We start from the raw sequence: 2,198 nt of genomic DNA, 5'->3' as shown, positions 1-2,198 counted from the left end.
GAGCGGATGTATCGGACGGGGGATCTGGTCCGGTGGACGGTTGATGGTGAGTTGGTGTTCGTGGGGCGTGCGGACGATCAGGTGAAGGTCCGTGGCTTCCGCGTCGAGCCGGGTGAGATCGAAAAGGTGCTCACAGCCCATACCCGGGTGATCCAGTCCGCGGTCGTCGCTCGTACCGAAGCAACCGGCGACCAACGCCTCGTCGCCTACGTCGTTCCGGATGGCGACCCCGACGGCGACCCCGACGGCGAACCCGACGGAGCCGATACGAACCTGCCCGCCGAACTGCGGGTGTTCGCGGGTCGGCGGTTGCCGGAATACATGGTGCCGTCAGCCGTGGTGGTACTGGACGAACTGCCCCTGACGGCGAACGGAAAGCTCGACCGGTCAGCCCTGCCGGCCCCCGGTCCCCGAACCGCGAACGCAGGCCGTGAACCCTCCACGGAGGAGGAGCGCGTCCTCTGCGAGATCTTCGCCGACGTATTCGGATTGGAGCACGTCGGCGTCGACGACAGCTTCTTCGAGTTGGGCGGGCACTCACTGCTGGCCGTCCGGCTCGTCTCCGAGGTCCGGCTGCGCCTCGGGACCGAGGTCGGCGTACGGATCCTCTTCGAGGCACCGACTCCGGCAGCGCTGGCGACGCGGCTGGGAACCGAGCGGAAACCCGGCCGACCGGCGCTGCGACCCATGCGTAGGGAAGGTGAAGCCCGATGATCCCCCTGTCCTTCGCACAGCGGCGGTTGTGGTTCCTGGCGCAGTTGGAGGGGCCGAGCCCGATCTACAACTTGCCGGTGGCACTGCGTCTGGACGGTGAACTGGACGTCGACGCGCTGCGGACGGCGCTGGACGATGTCGTGGTCCGGCACGAGGTCCTGCGCACCGTCCTCCCCGCCCGTGACGGGGAACCGATCCAGCATGTGCTGGTGCCTGGCGAGGTGGGTGAGGTGCTGCGGGTCACGCGTGCAGCCGAGGAACAGGTCGCGGGACTGGTGGCGGCCGAGACCCGGTACGGGCTCGACCTGGCGACCGAGATCCCTCTGCGGGCCCTGCTGATCGAGACCGGCCCGGATGCGCATGTGCTGGTGGTGGTGTTGCATCACGTTGCGGGGGACGGCTGGTCGATGGGCCCACTGGCCCGTGACATCTCGCTGGCCTACGCGGCACGGTGTGAAGGACATGAGCCGGCGTGGCAGCCGCTGCCGGTGCAGTACGCGGACTACACGCTGTGGCAGCGTGAGCTGCTGGGGGATGAGGAGGATCCGGGGAGTCTGCTGGCGGGGCAGGTGGCGTACTGGCGCGAAGCGCTGACAGGGGCGCCCCAGGAACTCGTTCTGCCGGTGGACCGGCCGCGTCCGACGACTGCGTCGCACCGGGGCCACACGGTGGCCCTCGACATCTCTGCCGATGTGCATGCTCAGCTGACCGCGCTGGCACGTGAGCAGGGTGTCACGCTGTTCATGGTGGTTCAGGCGGCGTTGGCGGTGCTGCTGTCCCGGCTGGGAGCGGGTGAGGACATCCCGATCGGCACGGCTGTGGCGGGACGGACCGACCCCGCACTGCATGATCTGGTCGGCTTCTTCGTCAACACGCTGGTGCTCCGCGCTGATCTGACAGGTGACCCGACCTTTCTCGAACTGCTGGGGAGGGTGCGCGAGACCAGCCTGGCGGCTCTGGAGCATCAGGATGTGCCGTTCGAGCGGCTCGTGGAACTGCTGGCCCCGGACCGGTCTCTTTCTCGCCACCCGCTGTTCCAGGTGATGCTCAGCGTTCAGCACCTGAGCCAGGCGACCCTGAAGCTCGCGGGCCTGCGCGCCGAGGGGATGCTCGCCGCTGACGGAACGGTGACGGACGGGCTGCCGTCCCGGTTCGATCTGGAAGTGACGTTGAGTGAGGTCACTGATGAGCTGGGTCGCCCGGTGGGGTTGCGGGGGGCGGTGATCGGGTCGGCGGATCTGTTCGATGTGGGGACCGTCGGGTTGATCGCTGAGCGGTTGGCGCGGGTGTTGTCGGTGGTGGCGGCGGATCCTCATGCGCGGGTGGGTCGGGTTGAGGTGTTGTCGGAGGGCGAGCGGGAGTTGGTGGTGGGGGGTTGGAACGACACAGCGGTGGCCGTCGCCGATGTGTCGTGGCCGGTGTTGTTCGCGGAGCGGGTGGCGTCGGTGCCGGGTGCGGTGGCGGTGGTGAGCGGTGAGGAGGAG

The 2,198-nt window shown here is 68.5% G+C and carries 2 protein-coding genes; both read left to right on the top strand.

Translation table 11 applies throughout. The features are described from left to right. Positions 1-714, top strand: a 714-nt coding sequence (locus ACLZN2_RS50730; RefSeq protein ID WP_416987047.1) for an AMP-binding enzyme, incomplete at its 5' end; no start/stop codon positions are given. Further along, positions 711-2,198 (top strand): condensation domain-containing protein (locus ACLZN2_RS50725; protein WP_416987045.1); only part of this gene is annotated, 1,488 nt, incomplete at its 3' end. The genes ACLZN2_RS50730 and ACLZN2_RS50725, both read left to right, overlap by 4 nt.

It is taken from the genome of Streptomyces sp. T028 (assembly GCF_048159505.1).
GTDB lineage: Bacteria > Actinomycetota > Actinomycetes > Streptomycetales > Streptomycetaceae > Streptomyces.
The sequence above is the reverse complement of the archived record's forward strand: the minus strand, read 5'-3'. Positions and strand labels throughout refer to the sequence as shown.